Here is an 18,356-nt window from a genome sequence, read left to right as displayed (position 1 = left end):
TGGGCGCCATGTCCGGCTACGGCCCCCCCGATCGCTTCAACGAAGAACGCGCCACCTTCACCGTCCGCGGTACCGACACGCCCGATCTCGACGCGGGCGTGGCGGCGATCCGCAATGTCCTCAAGACCTTGCCCGCCCGTTCCGGCGTCTATCGGATGCAGGATGCCAAGGGTGACGTGCTGTACGTCGGCAAGGCGCGCTCGCTGAAGCAGCGCGTCGCCAATTACACGCAGATCAACGGGCTGCCGAAACGCCTGCAGCGCATGGTGTCGCAGACGCGGTCGATGACGATCGTCACGACCAACAACGAGGCGGAGGCGCTGCTGCTCGAGGCGCAGCTGATCAAGAGCTTCCGTCCCGCCTACAACGTGCTGCTGCGCGACGACAAAAGCTTCCCCTTCATCCTGCTGCGCACCGACCACGATTTTCCGCGCGTCCAGAAGCATCGCGGCGCGCGTCGCGCGCCGGGCAATTACTACGGCCCGTTCGCCAGCGCGGGCAGCGTCAACAACACGCTCAACGCGCTGCAGAAGCTGTTCCTGCTGCGCTCGTGCACCGACAGTTTCTTCAAGACGCGCGACCGGCCCTGCCTGCTCTATCAGATCAAGCGCTGCTCGGCGCCCTGCGTCGGCCGCATCGACACGGAAGGCTACAAGGAACTCGTCGACGATTGCCGCGACTTCCTGGCCGGCAAGTCGACCAAGGTCCAGGCCAAGCTCGGCACGCAGATGCAGGCCGCGGCGGAGAACATGGATTTCGAGCTGGCCGCGCTGCTGCGCGACCGGCTGAAGGCGCTGACCTTCGTCCAGGGTACGCAGGCGATCAACGCCGAGGGGGTCGGCGATGCCGACGTCTTCGCGCTGGCGTGCAAGGACGGGGTGATCGGCATCCAGGCCTTCTTCATCCGCGGCGGCCAGAATTGGGGCCATCGCAGCTTCTTCCCCGCCCACACCGCGGAGGTGCCGGAGGACGAGGTGATGGTCAGCTTCATGACCCAGTTCTACGAGGAGGTGCCGCCGCCGCGCACCATCCTGGTCGACCGCGAGCTCGCCGAGGGCACGCTGCTGATGGAGGCGCTCGGCGAGCGTGCCGGCTACAAGGTCGCGATCTCCGTTCCCCAGCGCGGCGACCGCCGCCGGCTGATGGACCAGGCCAAGCGCAATGCGATCGAGGCGCTGGAACGGCGGCTCGCGGAAAGCACGACGCAGGCGCGGCTGTTGCGCGAGGTGGCCGAGCTGTTCGGGCTGGATGGGCCGCCCGACCGGATCGAAATCTATGACAACAGTCATATCCAGGGCAGCAACGCGCTGGGCGCGATGGTCGTCGCCGGCCCCGAGGGCTTCCGCAAGGGACAGTATCGCAAGTTCAACATCAAGGGGAATGAGGCGGCGACCAACGACGATTTCGGCATGATGCGCGAGGTATTCCGCCGCCGCTTCGCGCGTCAGCTGGAGGAAGCGCCAGACCGCGACGACGGCACCTGGCCGGACCTCGTGCTGATCGACGGCGGCCGCGGCCAGCTCAACGCCGCCAAGGCGGTGCTGGAGGATCTCGGCATCGAGGACGTCTGCCTGGTCGGCATCGCCAAGGGCCCGCATCACGGCCGCGAGGGGCGCGAGGTCTTTCACCTGCTCGACGGACGGGAATTCCAGCTGCCGGTCAACGCGCCGGTGCTCTTCTATCTCCAGCGGCTACGCGACGAGGTCCACCGCTTCGTCATCGGCGCGCATCGCGACAAGCGTGCCAAGGCGATCGGCGCCAGCCCGCTCGACGAGGTGCCGGGCATCGGTCCGGCGCGCAAGAAGGCGCTGCTGATGCATTTCGGCACGGCGCGGGCGGTGCGCAATGCGAGCCTGGAGGATCTGCGCAAGGCGCCCGGCGTGTCGACCTCGGTGGCGCAGCAGGTCTACGATTTCTATCACGCGCGTTAGCGCGGGGCGACGGTCGCCCCGCGTCGCGATCAGCGCAGCTTGGCGATCGACAGCCCGTCCGCCTTGGCGCGGTCCTTGATCGACTCCTCGCTGCGCGTCATCGCCTTGGCGATCGCCTTCAGGGCCATGCCCTTTTTCGCCAGCGTGTGCAGTTTCTGCACCTCATCCGGCGTCCAGGGCTGACGGTGACGTTCGAAGCGTTCGGCCATGGGACATGCTAGTCCGGCCGGCGGGCAAGGTCACGGCTTTTCAACGGGGTGGCGGCCCGGTGCTCGCCCGCTGCGGTAATTTGACCCATGGAGGCCGGCTCGATTACGGAGCCTGCATGGCCTATCCGATCCATCGATACCGGGCCTTCGCCGATCTGACCCCGCAAGAGGAGGCGCATCTTGCGGCACTCGGCGATCCGGAAGTCCTCCGCCCGAAGGGTGAGACCTTCCAGATGGAAGGCGACCCTCTCCACGGCTTCTACCTCCACACCCGCGGCTGGATCGCCTCGTCGATCACGCTGCCCAGCGGCAAGCGCCTCATCCAGAAGCTGCATCTTCCCGGCGACATGCTGGCGACGCCCAGCATGGCGCTGACGGCGGCGGCCGACACCCTGACCGCGGTCACCGACGCGGCGACCGCCTTTGTCCCCTACGAACGCTTCGGCCAGTTATTCACTTCGGCGCCACGTCTGGCCGCACTGTTCACCATTGCGGTGCAGATGGAGCGATTGTCGTTGATGGACGCGCTGGCGGTACAGGGCACCGCCTCTGCCAGGGAGCAGCTCGCGCGCCTGTTCCTCGACCTGCATGCGCGGCTCTGCCCGCTCGGCCTGGTCGACGATGACGGGTTCGACTTGCCGCTGACCCAGGAGACGCTCGGGGACTTGCTCGGCATGACCAACGTTCACGTCAACCGAACGCTACGGGCCCTCGAAGACGCAGGAATGATCGCCCGTCGCGGCCGCCGGCTGGCACTGCTCGACATGGCGGCGCTCCGCCGATTGTCGCCGCTGTCGCCCCGCCGCCCGCAATTCCAGCCGTCATGGCTGCCACCCGTCGGCCAGCCGATCCCGAACGGCTAGTCGCGGGGCGCGACCGGCGCCGTCTCCACCGCCACATGCAGCGTGGCGCTGCGCCGCTCCCCCGCGTCGACGTCCTCGACCGTGCAGACGATCGATTGCGTGCCGCCCGCGGTGCCGAGCGTCTCGACCGCGACCTGCGCTGCGGCCTGGATCGTATCCCGGAGCGCATTGTCGATCGAACGATAATGACCTTCCGCATGATCGCGCGTCTGACCGTCGTCGAGGATCACCGAAAAGATACGCATCGCCACACTATCCGTCAGAAACCGATCCATGTCACGGCGAAGATGATTGCGGAAAGTCAGACCGTACGACTGACTTGTGCCTTGATCGGCATCAAGATTCCATCCGCTCAGTCCAAGGTTTTCGTTGCCGGCGCTGGGGCCAGGCGGGTGTCCGATCGACGGAGAACGGTGACGATTATTACCGTCCCGCAACATTAACGGCGATCAAAGCCAGCCGTTGCAATGCAGGTTAGACCGGTTCGGCGATCTGCGTGGAGGAGGGCTGTATGGCCGATCAAGATGACACGGCGTCACTACGACCATTCCTGCACCGATTGGACCGGTTGATCCCGTTGGCGGACGATGATCGCGCGGCGATCGACCAGCTGCACTTTCAGGCGGTCCGGTTCGCCCGGCATCGAGACGTGATTCAGAAGGGCGAGCGGCCGCCGTATTTCTATGCGGTGCTCGACGGCTGGGCGGCCCGCTACAGCCTCCGGCCGGACGGCACCCGCCGCATCACCGGTTTCCTGCTGCCCGGCGACTTCTGCGGCATTCACGCCGTCTGTCACGCGCCGATGGACCATGCCATCCTGGCGCTGACCGAATGTACGCTGGCGCGGGTGGACTTGGCTGAGGTCGAAAGCCTGGTCGCCGCACGTCCGCTGCTGGGACGCGCCTTATGGTACGCCAAGCTGGTCGACGAGGCGATCCTGCGCACGTGGCTGCTCAATTCGTCGGATGCGTTTCGCACCCTGGCGCACCTGCTCTGCGAATTCGACGCCCGTCTCCATTCTGACGCACCCGTCGGCCCGCGCCGCTTCCCATGGCCGATCACGCAGGAGCATCTCGGCGACGCGCTCGGCTTGACCAGCGTCCATATCAACCGCGTGCTGCGCCAGCTTCGCGAGGCCGAACTGGTCGAGATCATGCAGGGACATCTGACGATCCGCGACGTCGGCGCGCTGCGCCGGGCGGCGGCGTTCGACGCCAGCTATCTCCATTGGGGCGACGCAGCGGGCGACGCGGCACGCTGACCCGGCGGGGACCATCGCTGCACTGCCAGCGGCGGCGGGCGGTAAAAGCGCTGTCCTACAAGCCGGCAAGACGCTAGGCTCGTCGCATCCCGGCGCGTCCTGCCCGTCCGGGTCCCTGCCGGCGGGCGGACACTGCATACGCGTGAACTTTGTCAGCTTTCGCTGCCGGTCGGCCCAAGTCCTCCGCTTCGTCATTTGTTCACGGCTGGTTGCTAGAGCGAGCCGATGCCGACCTCTGTCTTCCTGACGATCGACACCGAATTCGCGTGGCGCCATCATGTCGCCGGTCTCGATCTGGATACGGTCTATGCCCGCTCGATCGAGCCGGCCGGCGTCGGCCTCAGCTATCAGCTCGACATGCTCGCGCGACACGGGCTGAAGGCTTGCTTCTTCGTCGACCCGATGCCAGCGGTGATCACCGGCCTCGCGCCGATCCGCCGTATGGTCGAGACCATCCTCGCCGCCGGGCAGGAGGTGCAGCTCCACCTCCACCCGCATTGGACCGGTGCTTCGCTGGTCGAACGGCGCGCAGGGGCGTCGCGCAGCCAGCTGCACGAATATGATCGCGGCGAGCAACGCGACCTGATCTCAGGGGCGACCGACCTGCTCGTCGCCGCGGGGGCGCCGCCGCCCGTCGCCTTTCGCGCCGGCAGCTACGCGGCGAATGCGGACACGCCGGCGGTGCTCGCCGAGCTCGGCTTCCGCTACGACAGCAGCCACAATGGCGCAGAGCCAGCGGACAGCCGCATCGGTCTACCCGCCGACCAAATCGCCCCGCTCGACCTCGGCGTGGTCGAGGTGCCGGTGACGGTGATCGCCGAAGCTCCGGACTGCTACCGCCATTTTCAGCTTTGCGCCCTGTCGGCGGGGGAGGCCGCCGCCGCGCTCGATCATGCGGCGGCGGAGGATCATGCGGCGGTGACGATCGTCAGCCACGGCTTCGAGCTGGCCAACCGGCTCGGCACCCGCGCCAACGGCGTCCACGTCCGTCGCTTCGCGGCGCTGTGCCAGGCGCTGGACGACCGACGAGACCGCCTGCCCACCGCGCATTTTGCCGATCTGCCCGCCCTGCCGCTCGATCGGAACGACCGTCCGCTCGCCCCGCATAGAGTGCGCCGGCACTGGCGACAGGCGGAGCAGCTCTGGTCCAACTGGGTCGCCGAGCGCGCCTGATGACGGTGGCCGCCCTCAAGTTCCAGGTCGGCGCGCGGACGATCGCCACCGTGCCGCGGCGGCTGACGCGCGTGCCGCTGACGCTGATCCAGGCGATGGCGGGCATCGCCCCGCAACTGCCGCCGCCACAGGACGATGGCTATCTCGTCACCTCGCTGGCGGCGAACGCGCTCGCCGGCGTGAGCGGTGCCCGCCTGATCGCCACGGTGCGTCAGCGCTATACGCGCTATTACACCGATCTGACCATCGGTCACGACGCCTGGCTGGCCGGCCTGTCGGGACAGGCGCGCTCGACGCTGAAGCGCAAGGCGAAGAAGGCGGCGGCGCTGGGTGTCGAGATCCGCGCCTATCGCACGCCCGCCGAGTTCGACATCTTTCACCCGCTCGCGCGGCAGGTATCGGCGACGACCTATCAGGAGCGGCTGCTCGACACCGGCCTGCCGATCGACCCGACCCAGTTGCGCGCCGCCGCCGCGCGCGACGATCTGCGCGCCTGGCTGCTGCTGCTCAACGGCCGGCCGGTCGCCTATCTCTGCTGCACGGCGGAGGGCGAGACGCTGCTGTACATGCACGTCGGTCACGATCCGGCGCACCGCGAGCTGTCGCCGGGCAGCGTCCTGCATGCCGCCGCGATGCGCGACCTGTTCGCCGACCGCTTCCGCTGGTTCGATTTCACCGAGGGCGAGGGGCAGCACAAGCGCCAGTTCGCCAGCGGTGGTGTCGCCTGCGTCGACCTGCTGCTGCTCCGCCCGACCCTCGCCAATCGCGCGACGCTGGCCGCGCTGGCCGGGTTCGATGGTGCGGTGGCGCTGGCCAAGCGGGCCAGCGGCCATCCCGCCGTCGCCCGCGCCGTGCGCCGGATCCGCCGCTAGGGCTGCAACGGCGGCAGCGGCCCCGTCGGATCGTCGAGTGGGATCGCGACGCGGCCGGTCTTGTCGGGCTTCTTGGCGAAGGCCGACTTGGCCGCCTTGGCCAGCGCCGCCACCATCGGCACGATCGGCGGCCCGAAGCCGACGGTGCAGCCGGCCATTCGCGCGCCGCAGGGGGTGGCTTGCAGGGCCAGCGCCTGCTTCGGCGACAGATCGGGATTGGCACCGCGCCCGCTGGCCGACGGCTCGGTATCGGGTAGCTCGGGCAGCTTCTCGCCGTTCGCGCAGACGACGATGTCGCCCTTTTCATCCTTGGCCCCGCACGGCGGTTTGGTCAGGATCGACCAGCTCTGCGACCCGTCGGCCTTGGTCTGCGGCACGGCGGGCGCGGCGGCCTGCAAGGCCAGGGCGAGCAGGATCATGGCGCCAGCGGCCGGTCGGTCGCGCCGTTCACGGCGCCGGTCGAGCTGACCGTGACACCGGTCATGCCGCCGCCGACCAGAAACGGGCTGAGGTCCTTGACCGGGTTCGACCGTGCGAGCAGCCGCTCGCGTTCGGCCGGCACCGTCTCATGGCGCGGGTCGCCGGGCTCGTGGACCAGGATCGGCACGCGGAACCGGTCGGCATTGCGGCGGCCGCAAACGGTGATGTCGGTACGATCGCGATCGTAGGTGCATTTCTGGTCGAGGATCGGCCTGATCGGCGGGGCCGGCGCGGCGGTCGACGCGGCCTGGATCAGCAACAGCGCAATCAGCATCGGCCACTCCCACCGATCATCGGTCGGCTGCGATCCTTGCGAAGCAATGTGGCCAAATCAAGCCGTGATCGCCGCTACCCCGAGTCGCGGGATTTCGATCGCCGGACAGCGGTCCATCACCACCTGCAGACCCGCCGCTTCGGCACGCGCCGCCGCTTCGTGGTTGATCACGCCGAGTTGCAGCCATACCGCCTTGGCGCCAATCGCGATCGCCTCGTCCACCGCTATCCCGGCCGCCTCCGGTCGCCGGAAGATGTCGACGATGTCGATCGGATCGCCGAGCTGTGCCAGCTCGCGGAACACGAACTCGCCGTGGACGTGCTCGCCGGTGATCTGCGGATTGACCGGGATGACGCGATAGCCGTGCCGCTGCAGCATCGCCATCACGCCGTAAGAGGGGCGATCGGGGCGATCCGAGGCGCCGACCATCGCGATCGTGCGGGCGTTCTCGAGCAGGGTCCTGATCGCGGCATCGTCGGTCAACGGCATCGGCGGGTCTCCGGTTAATCGGAGACTATACCGACGCCGCGCAAGCCGGTTCCCCGGCGTGGGCGGCGGCTCGCTGCGCCGCCAGCCACGCCGCCACGCGTTCCGCGATCGGCGCGAACACGCGATCGTCCGCCTCCGCCGCCGGCGGCTTGCCGGCATCGGAGGCGACGCGGATGTCGATCGCCAGCGGCACCCGGCCGAGGAACGGCAGGCCGAGCTTCGCTGCCGTCGCCTCCGCGCCGCCCTGGCCGAAGGGGTCGGACACCTCGCCGCAATGCGGGCAGGCGTAACCCGCCATATTCTCGACCAGCCCGATCACCGGCACGCCCGCCTTGTCGAACAGGTCGATCGCGCGCGTCGCATCGATCAGCGCCAGGTCCTGCGGGGTCGAGACGATCACGGCGCCGGCCGGCTTGTACTTCTGCACCATGGTCAGCTGCACGTCGCCGGTGCCCGGTGGCAGGTCGAGCACCAATGTGTCGGTCGCGCCCCAGTCCGCCTCGACCAACTGGCCGAGCGCGCCCGCCGCCATCGGTCCGCGCCAGGCGAGCGCCCGGCCGGGTTCGACCAATTGCCCCATCGACAGCATCGGCACGCCATAAGGGGTCGGGACGGGGTCGAGCACCTTGTCCTTGGCGGTCGGCCTGACGCCCTCCGCCGCCATCAGCCGCGGCTGCGACGGACCGTAGATATCGGCATCGACCAGTCCGACGCGGCGGCCGTGGCGGGAAAGCGCGATCGCCAGATTGGCGGCGAGCGTCGACTTGCCGACGCCGCCCTTGCCGCTCGCCACCGCGACCAGTCGCCGCTGCACCCGCTCGGCGGTGACGACGACGCGCAGTTCGCCGGCCCAGCCCGCCGCGGCGGCGCGTACCGCCGCCTCCAGCGCGTCTCGTGCGGCCGCGTCCAGCCCGGTCGCGTCCAGCACGATACCGGCGCGCGCGCCCTCGATTCGGAGCGTCGCGCGCGCGCCCGCCACGCCGTCGATCGCCTGCTTCAAGCCGTTCTGGTCCATATCTGGGCAGCAGATAGGCCGCATCGGCTGGCTTGGCACTGTTTTTCCGCGCCCGCCCACTTATAAAGGTCGTCATGAAGATCCTGCCGGGCCGCCGCGCGAACCCTCCCGCACTTGCTGTCGAACCGCCGAAAAGCCCCTGGGGACAGGGCGATGATTCGTCCGGCAGCGGCCCGCGCAATCCCTGGGCGGTGCCGCCCGGCGGCCGTAAGGCGGGGCAGCGGCCGACGGCGCTCGACGAATTCCTGAAAAAGGCGCGGGGCGGTGGCGACGGTGGACCAGGCGGCGGCGGCTTCGGCGGACTGCCCGGTGGCGCCAATGCGCGGGCGCTGTGGCTGATCGGCGCCGGCATCATCCTGCTGGTATGGGTCCTGTGGACGTCGATCCATCCGATCGCGCCGCAGGAGCGGGGGGTGGTCACCCGCTTCGGCCGCTATTCCGAGACGCTAGCGCCGGGCATCGCACTGACGCTGCCCGCCCCGATCGCCAACGTCGTCAAGGTCGACGTGCAGAACATCCGCGTCGAGGATTTTCCCGAGGGCGGCGGCGAAAATCTGATGCTGACGCGCGATCAGAACATCATCGATCTCGCCTATTCGGTGCGCTGGACGATCGCCAATCCGGAAGATTACGTTTTCCAGATCGACAAGCCGCGCGAAACCGTCCGGGCCACCGCCGAAAGCGCGATGCGCGAGGTGGTCGCCAATGTCTCGCTCGACGAGGCGCTGGGGCCAGGGCGCCCGATCATCGAGGCGCAGGTGCAGGAGCGGATGCAGAAGATCCTCGACGATTATAAGGCGGGCATCCGCATCGCCGGCGTCGGCATCAAGCAGGCCGATCCGCCCGCCCGCGTCAACGATGCGTTCAAGGACGTCACCGCCGCCCAGCAGGATGCGCAGGGCGCGCGCAATCAGGCGCAATCCTATGCCAAGCAGATCGTCGCCCAGGCAGAAGGCGAGGCCGCGCAGTTCGACAAGGTCTACGAACAATATCGCCTGGCGCCCGAAGTGACGCGCCGCCGCATGTATTACGAAACGATGGAAGCCGTGCTCGCCAAATCCGACAAGACGATCGTCGAGACGCCGGGCGTCGTGCCGTATCTGCCGCTGTCGCAGGGCCGCAAACTGCCCGAGGCCAATGGCGAAGCCCCCGCGACCACCGTCCAGGCCGCGCCTGCCCAGGGAGGTGGCCAGTGAGCAATCTGTGGAAGAACCCGGTCACGCTCGGCCTCGCCACGCTTGTCGCGGTGATCCTGCTCGCCGCGACGATCACGATCGTGCCGGAAACGCAGCAGGTCGTCGTGCTGCGCTTCGAACAGCCGGTGCGCACCGTCAACGCCTGGCGCCAGGGCGAGACCTTCGGCCGCACCGGCGCCGGGCTGATCGCGCGCATCCCGTTCGTCGACCGGCTGGTCTGGCTGAACAAGCGCATCCTCGACGTCGACTATGACAATCAGCAGGTGCTGTCGTCCGACCAGCTGCGGCTCGAGGTCGATGCCTTCGCGCGCTTCCGCATCGTCGATCCGTTGAAGGCGGTGAACGCGACCGGCAGCACCTCGTCGACCGAGACGCGGATCACCGACGCGCTGCGCCCGCTGCTCGGCAGCTCGATCCGCAACGAACTCGGCAACCAGCCGTTCGCGACGCTGCTATCTCCGGAACGCGACCAGGTGATGGACAATATCCAGTCGCGGTTGCAGCGGCTCGCCAGCCAATATGGCGTGCAGATCGTCGACGTGCGGATCAAGCACGCCGACCTGCCCGACGGTAGCCCGCTCGACCGCGCGCTGGCGCGGATGCGCACCGCGCGCGAGCAGCAGGCGACGACGATCCGGGCGCAGGGCAACAAGGACGCGCAGATCATCCGCGCCGAAGCGGACGCCCAGGCGGCGCGCATCTACGCGCAAAGCTTCACCAAGGACGCCGACTTCTACGACTTCTACCGCGCGATGCAGTCGTACCGCCGGACCTTCGGCGCCGCCGGCAACGGCCAGACACCGGAAGGATCGACGTCGATCATCCTGTCGCCGAACAACAGCTATCTGCGCGAATTCGAAGGGCGCGGGCGCTGAAGGTTATCCACTTGCGTGGATGGGATGCCAGCCCGCTCCCCCACCCGGCCGCCCATCCAGGGGACGGTGTGGGCGGCCGGGTGGGGGAGCGCGGTGGCACCGCCCTTGATCGCGACGCGGGGACCCTCCACCTGTCGCGCGCGTTAATATTCAAGCGACGTTCAGCCGATTTGGTCCACTAAGGCACCATCCCGACGGGACCAATCCAAGAAGAGGACCCAAGTCTAGTGCGCAACGCCTACGCCATCACCAGTGCGCTTCTCCTCGGCGGCGCGGCCGCCACGCTGGCCCTTCAGCCCTCCACCGCGCAGGTTGCGCAGAACGAGCCGGGTGCGATCCAGGCGACGGCGCCACGGGCCGGTGCGCCGATGAGCTTCGCCGACATGGTGGCCAAACTGCAGCCCGCCGTGGTCAACATCTCGACCAAGCAGACCATCGTCCAGCGCCAGCAGGCCAATCCGTTCCAGGGCACGCCGTTCGGCGATCTGTTCGGCTTCGGTCAGGGCGGCGGCAATGGCGCGCCGGTGAAGCGCGAGGGTGCCTCGCTCGGATCGGGCTTCCTGATCTCCGCCGACGGCTATGTCGTGACCAACAATCACGTTATCTCGCCGGGCGCGCAGGGGGCGACGGTGGATTCGATCACCGTCACGCTCAACAACCGCAAGGAATATACCGCGCGCGTCATCGGCAAGGACCAGGATTCGGACCTCGCCCTGCTCAAGATCGACGCGACCGGCCTGCCGTTCGTCAAGTGGGGCGATTCGAGCCGCGCGCGCGTCGGCGACTGGGTACTCGCAATCGGCGAGCCCTTCGGTCTCGGCGGCACGGTCACCGCCGGCATCATCTCCGCGATCAACCGCGTCACCGGCCAGCTTGGCGCCTACGACCGCTTCATCCAGACCGATGCGGCGATCAACCAGGGCAATTCCGGCGGTCCGATGTTCGATCTCAACGGCAACGTGATCGGCATCAACTCGCAGATCTTCAGCCAGTCGGGCGGCAACATCGGCATCGGCTTCGCCATCCCGGCCGAGACCGCTCGTCCGATCATCGACACCTTCATGAAGGGCGGCAAGATCATCCGCGGCTATATCGGCGTGTCGATCGGCGGCGGCGTCGACGATGATGCGGCCGCGGCGCTGGGCATCCCGAAAAACCAGGGTGAGTTGATCGCCCGTGTCGAACCCAATGGCCCTGCGGCGAAGGGCGGTTTGCGGGCCGGTGACGTGGTCGTCGCAATCAATGGTCAGCAGGTGAATCCTGACCAGACGCTCACCCGTCTCGTCTCCAACTTGCAGCCTGGCTCGACGGCGCGCTTCGACGTGCTACGTGGTGGTCAGCGCCAGACGGTCAACATCCAGGTCACGACGCGGCCGTCGAACGATCAACTGCGCGCGCTGCAGAATGGTGGTGATGACTCCGGCGGCTTCGGCCCCGGCGATCAGCAGCAGGACGACGGCTCGGACGATGACGGCACCGGCGCCGGCACGACCCAGGGGTCGTCGGCGCCGCTCGGCCTCAACGTCCAGCCGCTGACGCCGGGTATCGCCCGTGCGATCGGCGTCGATCCGACGGTGCAGGGCGTGGTGATCGCGACGGTCGATTCGTCGAGCGACGCGTCGGGCAAGCTGCGTCGTGGCGACGTGATCCAGGCGATCAACGGCACGCCGGTGCGCACCGCCGCCGACGTCGCGCGCCTCGTCGCGCAGGCCAAGGCGGCGGGCCGTCCGTCGGTGCTGGCGCTGGTCCAGCGTGGCCGCGGCAATCCGGTCTTCCTGCCGCTGAAGATCGGGAAGTAACGTCGTTCCGCTCTCACCCTTCGCCGCCGGCGGAGGGTGAGGACCGGGACCTCTTCTTTTTGCCGGCAGCCTCGCTATCACCCTCTCACCAGATAGCGGGAGCGGCAGCATGGCGGACGGCATCTTCATCGGGGCGGGCGAGGGTGGGGCGAACCCGCAGAGCCTCGACCTGAAACGCGCCAACCGCCACGGCCTGATCGCCGGCGCCACCGGCACCGGCAAGACGGTGACGCTGCAGGGCATCATCGAGGGCTTCTCCAAGGTCGGCGTGCCGAGCTTCGTCGCCGATGTGAAGGGCGACCTGTCCGGCCTCGCCATGGCCGGCTCGCCCGCCGCCAAGACGCACGCCACTTTCGCCGCCCGCGCGCAGGAGATCGGCGACACCGACTGGTCCTACGCCGACAATCCGGTGCAATTCTGGGACCTGTACGGCGAACAGGGTCACCCGATCCGCACCACCGTCAGCGAGATGGGCCCGCTGCTGCTCGCCCGGCTGATGGACCTAAACGAGGTGCAGGAAGGCGTGCTGACCATCGCTTTCCACGTCGCCGATACCGAGGGGCTGCTGCTCATCGACCTCGACGACCTGCAGGCGATGCTCAGCCATTGCGCCGAACGCGCCGACGAGCTGACCACCACCTACGGCAACGTCTCGAAGCAATCGATCGGCGCGATCCAGCGTTCGCTGCTCCAGCTGCGCAGCCAGGGCGGCGACAAGTTCTTCGGCGAACCGGCGCTCGACCTCGCCGATTTCCTGACCAGCGACGACCGCGGCCGCGGCATCGTCAACGTCCTCGCCGCCGACAAATTGATGGCCGCGCCGAAGCTCTATGCGACCTTCCTGCTCTGGCTGATGAGCGAACTGTTCGAGCATCTTCCCGAGGTCGGCGACCCCGACAAGCCGAAGATGGTGTTCTTCTTCGACGAGGCGCATCTGTTGTTCGACAATGCGCCCGACGCGCTGCTCGACAAGATCGAGCAGGTCGTGCGGCTGATCCGGTCCAAGGGCGTCGGCATCTATTTCATCACCCAGAACCCGATCGACGTGCCCGACAAGGTCGCGGGCCAGCTCGGCAACCGCGTCCAGCATGCGTTGCGCGCCTTCACGCCGCGCGATCAGGCAGCGGTGCGTGCCGCGGCGGGGACGTTCCGCGCCAATCCCGGCGTCGACGTCGCCACCGCGATCACCGAGCTGAAGGTCGGCGAGGCGCTGGTGTCGCTGCTCCAGCCCGACGGCGCGCCGTCGCCGGTGACGTGCACGCTGATCAAGCCGCCGGCCAGCCGCGTCGGTCCCGTCACCCCCGACGAGCGCCGCGTGCTGATCCAGACCGACGCGATCGGCGCCAAATACGACACGGTCGTCGACCGTGAATCGGCGGAGGAGATCCTCGCCGCCAAGACACAGGAGGCCGCCGCCGCCGCCGCCGCCGCGCGGGCGAAGGACGATGCCGACAAGGCCGCCGCGCTGCAGGCCAAGGCGGATGCCCAGGCCGCCAAGGACGCCGCCCGCGCCGCGGCGGCGCAGGACAGGGCCGAGGCGCAGGCGCGCCGCGAGGCGGCTAATTCCCCCTGGGCGAAGGCGATGACCTCGGCCACCCGCGCCGCCTCCAGCTCGATCGGTCGCCAGGTCGCCAATGAGATCGGCAAGCAGGTGTTCGGCACCGGCCGCGGCCGCAGCAGCGGCGGTGGGCTGGTCGGCACCGTGCTGCGCAGCGTGCTCGGCAATCTGACGCGGGGATAGCGGTCCGGGCTGGCTGGCACGCACGCCAGCGGCTGGGCCGTGACATTCGGCGCGGCACGGCGCAAAACGGCGGCGTCCCATCATCAGGAGCCGTCCCATGAGCCTCGACACCCTAGATACCGCCGACTGGACCGCCGCGGGCGAGGCCGAGCTCGACGCGGTCGTCGCACTGCGCCGGGCGATCCACGCCGAGCCGGAGGTCGGGTTGCATTGCCCGCTGACCACCGCGAAGGCGAAGGCCGCGCTCGCCGGCCTGCCGCTGGAGATCCACGACAGCCGCTCGACCACCGGCTTCATCGCCATCCTGCGCGGCCAGCGCGGTGACAACGGCCGCACCGTCCTGCTGCGCGGCGACATGGACGCGCTGCCGATGCAGGAGGAGACGGGCTTGCCCTTCGCTAGCACGCTCGCCGGCCGCATGCACGCCTGCGGCCACGATGCGCATACTGCGATGCTGGTCGGCGCCGCCCGCGCGCTGGCGGCACGGCGGGACCAGCTGCCCGGCACCGTGGTGTTCATGTTCCAGCCCGGCGAGGAGGGGCATCACGGCGCCCGCTTCATGATTGACGATGGCCTGCTCGCCACCGCCTCCCCCGACGCCGCCTTCGCGCTGCACGTCTCGCCGAACGCCCCGGCCGGGCTGGTGGTGACCCGCGCCGGCCCGATCATGGCGTCGGCCGACACCGTTCATATCGTCGTCCGTGGTCGCGGCGGCCATGCCGCCATGCCGCACGACTGCCTCGATCCGGTTCCCGTCGCCTGCGAGATTGTGCTCGCCTTGCAGACCTTTATCGGGCGCCAGATCGCGGTCACCGATCCGGCCGTGCTGTCGATCACCAAGATCGAGGGCGGCAGCGCACACAACGTCATCCCGGCCGAGGTGCGGCTGCTCGGCACGCTGCGTACCCTGTCAGAGACGACGCGCGGCACGATGCAGGATGCGCTGCAACGGATCGCCACCCATATCGCGGCGGCCCATGGCGCCGAAGCGGAGGCCTGGGTCGACACCGGCTATCCGGTGACCGTCAACGATCCGCGCGGCGCCGCGCTGATCGAGCGTTGCGCGCGCGATCTCGATGCGCAGGGCTTCGCGGAGATGCCGCAGCCGATGATGGGCGCCGAGGATTTTTCCTACGTGCTGCAAGCGGTGCCCGGCGCCTTCGCCTTCGTCGGCTTCGCACCTATGGGCAGCGACCCGGCGACCAATCCGCCGCTGCACAATACGCGGATGCAGATCGAGGAAGCGGTGATGGCCAAGGGCGTCGCCATGCACTGCGCGATGGCGACGCGCTTCCTGGAAGGCGGGTTCGACTGAGCTTTTCGGCGCGGCAGGGCGTTACGGGTATCAATCCCGTGACGTCGACGCCTGGCATGCCGGGCCCGGCCGGCCTCGCTCATGTGGGGCCTAGCCTGCGCTAGAGCCGATCGCCAGTTGGCATAGCAGGCCCTGTTTCATCATCCCCGCGGAGGCGGGGATCCAGAACCCTCGACGTCACGGCTCTCCAAGCAGCCCCCCGCGTCTGGATTCCCGCCTTCGCGGGAATGACGGCAGGGCGTTTCCAAAGCCTGCGATGCTGGATGTCGATCGGCCCTAGGCCTGGCCGGGCCGCGGCTTGATCAGGCCGATCTCCACCAGTCGCTCGTGCAGATAGTCGTGCGCGGTGATCGGCGTCGGGTAGCGATTCGGATTTTCCGCGGTGATCGTCTGCGGCAGCGTTTCGATCAGGAAGTCCGGCGCCGGGTGCAGGAAGAAGGGCATCGAATAGCGCGAGTGGCCGCGCCGCTCCGGCGCCGGATTGACCACCCGGTGCGTCGTCGAGGGCAATACATGGTTGGTCAGTCGTTGCAGCATGTCGCCGACGTTGACCACCATCGCGCCCGACGGCGGCTTGATCGCCAGCCACTGGCCGGAATGCCGGTCTAGCAGTTCCAGCCCGGCTTCTTCCGCGCCGAGCAGCAGCGTGATCAGGTTGATGTCCTCGTGCGCCCCAGCGCGCACGCCCTCGGCATCGACCGGGATCGGCGGATAGTGGAGCAGGCGCAGCACCGAATTGCTGTCGGTCACCGCCCGGTCGAACCAGTTCTTGTCCAGCCCGAGGTGGAGCGCGATCGCCGACAGCAACCGGTCGCCGGCGCGATCGAAGGCGGCGAACAGTTCGACGAACGTGTCCTTGAATCCTTCCGGGCGGGTCGGCCAGACGTTGGGCGCCATCTGTCCGGCGAAGCGATGCCCCTCCGGCAGTTCCCGGCCAACGTGCCAGAATTCCTTGAGGTCGACGTGCTTGGCGTCCTTGGCGATTTCCGTCTTGAACGGCGTGTAGCCACGCGCGCCGCCGCCGCCCTCGACGAAATACCGGCGCTTCTCGTCCTCGGGCAGCGCGAACAGCGCCTCGGTCTCCGCCCAGGCGCGATCGATCAGATCCTGCGGCACGCCATGGTCGGCGACGATCGCGAAGCCGAACCGTTCGAACGAGCCGCCGAACGCGGCGGCAAAGGCCTGCGGATCACGGTCCAGTTCGGCGAGGCTGAGAACGGGCACGTCGGCGGTCGATGGGGCGGCGGCGGGCGTATCGAGCATGGTCGTCAAATCCGTTTGTTATCGCACGGATATAGACACGCCGAACGCCCGCGTCATGCCCCTGCGATGGTGATTCGACGGGCCGGACCGCGCGGCTGCTTGGCGTTCCGGCACCTTACAAAACCGCCGAACTGGGACAGGCGACGTGCCATTGTATAACGTTTCGCCGCGCCGCTCTGCCGTTTTGCCGCGCCATGCCGGGCGACGGGCTTGTGGCGTCGCGGTGATTGTGACCACAGACTGTGCGTCTGACGCGGGTGGGGCTGCGTGGCACGACGATCACCGATGCCGGGTCCGGTCAGGGCGGACGCGGCGCTTCTGCCTGGGGTCCGATGAACAAGTTTGCCCGTTCCGCCGTCGCTTTGGGTGCGCGCGCCCGCTCCTTCTTCATCACGCGCGATGTGATGTTCCACGATGGCCGCGCGCTGCGCCGCTTCAGCGTCTCCGGCCGGACGCAGGCGGTGATCGCCGCATTCGGTGCGATGACGGTCAGCCTGTCGGGCTATGGCGCCGCCCACGCCGCCTATCGCACCGCGACGGTGACCGGCGTCGTGACGCCGACCCCGGCCGGCCAGAAGATGGAGCAGATGCAGCGCCAGATCGGCGCGATGAAGGCGCAGGTCACGACCATCCAGCATCTTGCCCAGGAACATGCGCAGCGGGTCGAACAGCGCCAGGCGCTGCTCACCGCCGTGCTGACCGGCAAGGGTGACGAACAGAAGCTGGCGATGGCGACGCTGGCCGTCGAGCAGGCGCCGAACCGCACCGCCGCCGCCGTCGTCGATCCGCTGCTGAAGGTCGAGGCGCGCCAGGCGCAGCTTGCCGGGCTGGCGCAGAAGCTGGTCGACCGCAAGCTCGCCCAGACCAATGCGACGCTGCGCAAGCTGGGCGTCGCCAATCGCATCTCCGCCAAGCCGGTCGCGATGGGCGGCCCGCTGATCGACGCCAACAGCGCCGAGGCGCAGGCCGATCTGAAGGCCGACGCGCAGTTCCGCACCCTGTTCCAGAGCTGGAAGAAGCTCGACACGCTGCAGCAGGGCGCGATCGCGATCCCCTCGGTGCAGCCGGTCCAGCACCTGCAGTTCACCAGCAATTTCGGTATCCGTTCCGATCCGTTCCGCGGCACCGCCGCGATGCATGCCGGGGTCGACATTCCCGGCCCGGTCGGCACGCCGATCTATGCCACTGCCGACGGCATCGTCGCCCATGCGGCGCGGCAGGGCGGCTATGGCAACATGGTCGAGATCAACCACGGCAAGGGCATCGCCACCCGCTACGGCCATCTGTCGAAGATCCTCGTCACCGACGGCAGCCGGGTGACCCGCGGCCAGTTGATCGCGCTGATGGGTTCGACCGGTCGCTCGACCGGCCCGCACCTCCATTATGAGGTCCGCATCGACGGTCATGCGGTCAACCCGATCCCGTTCCTGACCACCGCCGACTATCTGCTCGCCGCGCAGGACCGTGCGGTGCATGTCGTGCCGGTCACCACCGACGGTCCCGCCGCGCAGGACTGAATTCGGCTACGAACGCGATCGGAACAGCGAACCAGGATTGGGCGGGGGCGAACCTCCGCCCTTTCTCATTCCGGCGGGCCGAA

The 18,356-nt window shown here is 68.5% G+C and carries 18 protein-coding genes; 11 read left to right on the top strand and 7 right to left on the bottom strand.

Going from position 1 to position 18,356, the window contains the following annotated elements; genetic code table 11:
* Positions 1 to 8: 8 nt before the first annotated feature.
* The gene (gene uvrC / locus ACU5AX_RS06925) at positions 9 to 1,931 is read left to right on the top strand and encodes an excinuclease ABC subunit UvrC (RefSeq protein ID WP_443024686.1); all 1,923 of its coding nucleotides are present in this window, start codon (positions 9 to 11) and stop codon (positions 1,929 to 1,931) included.
* Between the two features lie 29 nt (positions 1,932 to 1,960).
* Here uvrC and ACU5AX_RS06920 read toward each other — a convergent pair whose 3' ends face one another.
* Entirely contained in the window at positions 1,961 to 2,140 is a 180-nt protein-coding gene (locus tag ACU5AX_RS06920; protein WP_198352052.1) for a hypothetical protein, read from the bottom strand.
* A 116-nt stretch (positions 2,141 to 2,256) separates the two neighbouring features.
* Between ACU5AX_RS06920 and ACU5AX_RS06915 the strand changes: the two genes are divergently transcribed.
* Positions 2,257 to 3,003, top strand: coding sequence for a Crp/Fnr family transcriptional regulator (locus ACU5AX_RS06915; protein WP_446690187.1), 747 nt, complete (start codon positions 2,257 to 2,259; stop codon positions 3,001 to 3,003).
* Here ACU5AX_RS06915 and ACU5AX_RS06910 read toward each other — a convergent pair.
* Positions 3,000 to 3,248: a hypothetical protein gene (locus ACU5AX_RS06910; RefSeq protein WP_446690186.1), complete on the bottom strand. Its 249-nt coding sequence runs from the start codon at positions 3,246 to 3,248 to the stop codon at positions 3,000 to 3,002. The two genes, ACU5AX_RS06915 and ACU5AX_RS06910, sit on opposite strands and share 4 nt — an antisense overlap.
* Before the next feature lie 266 nt (positions 3,249 to 3,514).
* Between ACU5AX_RS06910 and ACU5AX_RS06905 the strand changes: the two genes are divergently transcribed.
* From ACU5AX_RS06905 to ACU5AX_RS06895, 3 genes are all read left to right on the top strand, one after another.
* A complete protein-coding gene (locus ACU5AX_RS06905; RefSeq protein ID WP_446690185.1) occupies positions 3,515 to 4,264 on the top strand; it encodes a Crp/Fnr family transcriptional regulator in 750 nt (249 codons plus the stop codon).
* A 225-nt stretch (positions 4,265 to 4,489) separates the two neighbouring features.
* Positions 4,490 to 5,437 (top strand): polysaccharide deacetylase family protein, encoded by a 948-nt coding sequence (locus ACU5AX_RS06900; protein ID WP_446690184.1) that lies wholly within the window; start codon positions 4,490 to 4,492, stop codon positions 5,435 to 5,437.
* The gene (locus ACU5AX_RS06895; RefSeq protein ID WP_446690183.1) at positions 5,437 to 6,309 is read left to right on the top strand and encodes a GNAT family N-acetyltransferase; all 873 of its coding nucleotides are present in this window, start codon (positions 5,437 to 5,439) and stop codon (positions 6,307 to 6,309) included. Before ACU5AX_RS06900 ends, ACU5AX_RS06895 begins: the two co-directional genes overlap by 1 nt.
* Here ACU5AX_RS06895 and ACU5AX_RS06890 read toward each other — a convergent pair.
* The 4 genes from ACU5AX_RS06890 to ACU5AX_RS06875 are packed head-to-tail and all read right to left on the bottom strand — an operon-like array spanning position 6,306 to position 8,567.
* Entirely contained in the window at positions 6,306 to 6,728 is a 423-nt protein-coding gene (locus ACU5AX_RS06890; protein ID WP_198352058.1) for a hypothetical protein, read from the bottom strand. The genes ACU5AX_RS06895 and ACU5AX_RS06890 overlap by 4 nt on opposite strands.
* Positions 6,725 to 7,063 carry a hypothetical protein gene (locus ACU5AX_RS06885; protein WP_446690182.1) on the bottom strand — a complete coding sequence of 113 codons (339 nt, stop codon included), beginning with the start codon at positions 7,061 to 7,063 and terminating at the stop codon, positions 6,725 to 6,727. Before ACU5AX_RS06885 ends, ACU5AX_RS06890 begins: the two co-directional genes overlap by 4 nt.
* Positions 7,064 to 7,120: 57 nt before the next feature.
* Positions 7,121 to 7,552: a CoA-binding protein gene (locus ACU5AX_RS06880; protein WP_446690181.1), complete on the bottom strand. Its 432-nt coding sequence runs from the start codon at positions 7,550 to 7,552 to the stop codon at positions 7,121 to 7,123.
* A gap of 25 nt (positions 7,553 to 7,577) precedes the next feature.
* A complete protein-coding gene (locus ACU5AX_RS06875; RefSeq protein WP_446690180.1) occupies positions 7,578 to 8,567 on the bottom strand; it encodes an Mrp/NBP35 family ATP-binding protein in 990 nt (329 codons plus the stop codon).
* 74 nt (positions 8,568 to 8,641) lie between these two features.
* Between ACU5AX_RS06875 and hflK the strand changes: the two genes are divergently transcribed.
* The 5 genes from hflK (at position 8,642) to ACU5AX_RS06850 (ending at position 15,493) form a co-directional block, all read left to right on the top strand.
* Positions 8,642 to 9,763 carry an FtsH protease activity modulator HflK gene (hflK, locus tag ACU5AX_RS06870; RefSeq protein WP_446690179.1) on the top strand — a complete coding sequence of 374 codons (1,122 nt, stop codon included), beginning with the start codon at positions 8,642 to 8,644 and terminating at the stop codon, positions 9,761 to 9,763.
* Complete coding sequence (gene hflC / locus ACU5AX_RS06865) at positions 9,760 to 10,638, top strand: protease modulator HflC (RefSeq protein WP_446690178.1); 879 nt, start codon at positions 9,760 to 9,762, stop codon at positions 10,636 to 10,638. The genes hflK and hflC overlap by 4 nt, the downstream gene beginning before the upstream one ends.
* Before the next feature lie 227 nt (positions 10,639 to 10,865).
* The gene (locus ACU5AX_RS06860; RefSeq protein WP_446690176.1) at positions 10,866 to 12,437 is read left to right on the top strand and encodes a Do family serine endopeptidase; all 1,572 of its coding nucleotides are present in this window, start codon (positions 10,866 to 10,868) and stop codon (positions 12,435 to 12,437) included.
* Between the two features lie 109 nt (positions 12,438 to 12,546).
* Entirely contained in the window at positions 12,547 to 14,178 is a 1,632-nt protein-coding gene (locus ACU5AX_RS06855; RefSeq protein ID WP_446690175.1) for a helicase HerA-like domain-containing protein, read from the top strand.
* 97 nt (positions 14,179 to 14,275) lie between these two features.
* Positions 14,276 to 15,493 (top strand): M20 metallopeptidase family protein, encoded by a 1,218-nt coding sequence (locus ACU5AX_RS06850; RefSeq protein WP_446690174.1) that lies wholly within the window; start codon positions 14,276 to 14,278, stop codon positions 15,491 to 15,493.
* 276 nt (positions 15,494 to 15,769) lie between these two features.
* Here ACU5AX_RS06850 and ACU5AX_RS06845 read toward each other — a convergent pair whose 3' ends face one another.
* On the bottom strand, positions 15,770 to 16,756 hold the full coding sequence (locus ACU5AX_RS06845; RefSeq protein WP_446690481.1) for an isopenicillin N synthase family dioxygenase: 987 nt from the start codon (positions 16,754 to 16,756) through the stop codon (positions 15,770 to 15,772).
* 332 nt (positions 16,757 to 17,088) lie between these two features.
* Here ACU5AX_RS06845 and ACU5AX_RS06840 point away from each other — a divergent pair, with 332 nt between their 5' ends.
* Positions 17,089 to 18,273: a M23 family metallopeptidase gene (locus ACU5AX_RS06840; RefSeq protein ID WP_446690173.1), complete on the top strand. Its 1,185-nt coding sequence runs from the start codon at positions 17,089 to 17,091 to the stop codon at positions 18,271 to 18,273.
* The last annotated feature ends 83 nt before the right edge of the window (positions 18,274 to 18,356 follow it).

The organism is Sphingomonas benefaciens (assembly GCF_052907485.1).
Note: the sequence above shows the minus strand (reverse complement) of the source record. Positions and strands in the feature narration are given on the sequence as shown.